This is a genomic window from Escherichia sp. HH41S (genome assembly GCF_009820115.1).
In the GTDB taxonomy this organism is placed as follows: Bacteria; Pseudomonadota; Gammaproteobacteria; order Enterobacterales; family Enterobacteriaceae; genus Escherichia; species Escherichia coli_F.
In genome coordinates, this window is the sequence record NZ_VNXE01000070.1 from 1 (window position 1) to 2,781 (window position 2,781).

Consider the following 2,781-nt stretch of genomic DNA (forward strand, 5'->3'; position numbering starts at 1 on the left):
CGGCATCTCAATCCCCGCCAGATGATAAGCATCCCGGAACAGTGTGTAACAGTCCGTCACACCGTGCTCAAAGCGCCGCCCGGTGAGATGCGGCACACAGCGGAACTTATGAATCGTCCCCCGGCAGACCAGCCACCACGGCAAATCACTCTGCACCTGCAGCCGCCGGTCGGCCTCACTCAGCCAGGGCAGACCACCGGGGTGGCTGTGGACCAGCGCCACAATCTCACCCTGCATTTCTGCCTGCAGCCAGTCTTCCGGCGACATACGGAAATACGCCTCCGGCTCACCGGAGATATTCACGCAGGGAAAATATCTTTCCCCCTCCGGCGTGCTTACCACGAAGCCGCACGACTCCGCTGGCGCACATCGCCGGGCGTGCGCCAGAATCGCTGATTCTGTCTGTGTCATGGGATTTACTGCGAAAGTTTGTTAATGGAAAGGAAGCCGCCAAAGTTGCCGACGTTATTGCGGAACTTACAACCGCTCAGGCATTTGCTGCATTTATCCTTCGTGATATCGGACGTTGGCTGGTCATATTCATCCGCGACAGCCGGACCGCTATAACCGCACTCGTCACCGCGATAGGTCCAGGTGCAGGTGTTGGCCAGCATGATACGTCCCGGAAAAACAGCGCCATCCGTTTCCGTCGGCGTGGACAGTACAAAGGAGGCACTCACCGCGCTCAGTTCGCTGCACTGCTCAATGCGCCAGCGGCTGATCACCTCCTGCTCCGGATCGGCATAACTGTTTCCGTTGACGAAGTTCACCGCATCCAGAAAACGGGCGTAAACCTTACGCCGGACCACCGTTCCGCCGACCAGACTCTGCATATCTTCCGCCATCCCGGTGACCATACCGTACAGGTTAGAAACCGTCAGCGTGGGGCGCGTACTGGTGCCTTTGCCATTCAGTTCAAAACCGCTCCCCTGAATGGGATACGGCTGATACTGTCGCCCCTGCCAGGTGACCGGCTCACCTTTTTCGTTCTGCTCATTACAGAAAAAATAACGTTCTCCACCGACCTCTGTCAGGTCGATTTCCCAGAGCACCACGCTGGCCGACTGCTCCGCACGGGTGCATTCATTCAGTGTTTCCTGCCGGATATCCTGCATCAGTTCACCACCTGTTCAAACTCTGCGCTGAACTCAACACGCAGCATACTGACCCGCGACGACCATTTTGCGCAGGTCACCTTTATCTGCCGCCACTCATAAGGCGGCGTCCACAGAAAGGATTTCCAGCCCCCGTGCTCTTCCAGAAACGACTCCAGTACCGTGGCCTCCTCACGGGGGACAGAAAGCGTCACGCTGTACGTTTTCAGGTTGGCATTCAGCCCGGCAGGCGCTCGCTGAGAATAGCCATCACCAAAGCGCACCTTTCTTACAGAAGGGACCGAAGCCACATCCATACCGGGTTTCACTTTCCAGCGGAAGGTCTTCATCGTCCACCTCCGGAGAACAGGCCACCATCACGCATCTGTGTCTGAATTTCATCACGGGCACCCTTGCGGGCCATGTCATACACCGCCTTCAGAGCAGCCGGACCTATCTGCCCGTTCGTGCCGTCGTTGTTAATCACCACATGGTTATTCTGCTCAAACGTCCCGGACGCCTGCGACCGGCTGTCTGCCATGCTGCCCGGTGTACCGACATAACCGCCGGTGGCATAGCCGCGCATCAGCCGGTAAAGATTCCCCACGCCAATCCGGCTGGTTGCCTCCTTCGTGAAGACAAATTCACCACGGTGAACAATCCCCGCTGGCTCATATTTGCCGCCGGTTCCCGTAAATCCTCCGGTTGCAAAATGGAATTTCGCCGCAGCGGCCTGAATGGCTGTACCGCCTGACGCGGATGCGCCGCCACCAACAGCCCCGCCAATGGCGCTGCCGATACTCCCGACAATCCCCACCATTGCCTGCTTAAGCAGAATTTCTGTCATCATGGACAGCACGGAACGGGTGAAGCTGCGCCAGTTCTGCTCACTGCCGGTCAGCATCGCCGCCATATTCTGTGCAATACCATCAAAGGTCTGCGTGGCTGCACTTTTTACCTGCGACATACTGTCCGTGGCGCTCTCTTCCCACTCACTCCAGCCGGACTTCAGGCCTGCCATCCAGTTCCCGCGAAGCTGGTCTTCAGCCGCCCAGGTCTTTTTCTGCTCTGACATGACGTTATTCAGCGCCAGCGGATTATCGCCATACTGTTCCTTCAGGCGCTGTTCCGTGGCTTCCCGTTCTGCCTGCCGGTCAGTCAGCCCCCGGCTTTTCGCATCAATGGCGGCCCATTTTGCCCGTTGCTGCTGTGCGAATTTATCCGCCTGCTGCGCCAGCGCGTTCAGGCGCTCCTGATACGTAACCTTGTCGCCAAGTGCAGCCAGCTGGCGTTTGTACTCCAGCGTCTCATCTTTATGCGCCAGCAGGGATTTCTCCTGTGCAGACAGCTGGCGACGTTGCGCCGCCTCCTCCAGTACCGCGAACTGACTCTCCGCCTTCCACAAATCCCGGCGCTGCTGGCTGATTTTCTCATTTGCTCCGGCATGCTTCTCCAGCGTCCGGAGTTCTGCCTGAAGCGTCAGCAGGGCAGCATGAGCACTGTCTTCCTGACGATCGCCCGCAGACACCTTCACGCCGGACTGTTTCGGCTTTTTCAGCGTCGCTTCATAATCCTTTTTCGCCGCCGCCATCAGCGTGTTGTAATCCGCCTGCAGGATTTTCCCGTCTTTCAGTGCCTTGTTCAGTTCTTCCTGACGGGCGGTATATTTCTCCAGCGGCGTCTGCAG

4 protein-coding genes are annotated in these 2,781 nt (G+C 57.9%); all 4 read right to left on the reverse strand.

The window, feature by feature from the left end; all coding sequences use genetic code 11:
- On the reverse strand, positions 1–411 hold a 411-nt coding region (locus FQZ95_RS14730; protein ID WP_072276257.1), incomplete at its 3' end, for a C40 family peptidase.
- 5 nt (positions 412–416) lie between these two features.
- Positions 417–1,115, reverse strand: coding sequence for a phage minor tail protein L (locus tag FQZ95_RS14735; RefSeq protein ID WP_001152639.1), 699 nt, complete (start codon positions 1,113–1,115; stop codon positions 417–419).
- A complete protein-coding gene (locus FQZ95_RS14740; RefSeq protein ID WP_000847379.1) occupies positions 1,115–1,444 on the reverse strand; it encodes a phage tail protein in 330 nt (109 codons plus the stop codon). Before FQZ95_RS14740 ends, FQZ95_RS14735 begins: the two co-directional genes overlap by 1 nt.
- Positions 1,441–2,781 (reverse strand): phage tail tape measure protein (locus FQZ95_RS14745; protein WP_160530366.1); only part of this gene is annotated, 1,341 nt, incomplete at its 5' end. The genes FQZ95_RS14745 and FQZ95_RS14740, both read right to left, overlap by 4 nt.

Coding starts and splice junctions, on each gene's coding strand:
- FQZ95_RS14735 (WP_001152639.1), bottom strand. CDS start 1,115: ATGCAGGATATCCGGCAGGAAACACTGAATGAATGCACCCGTGCGGAG.
- FQZ95_RS14740 (WP_000847379.1), bottom strand. CDS start 1,444: ATGAAGACCTTCCGCTGGAAAGTGAAACCCGGTATGGATGTGGCTTCG.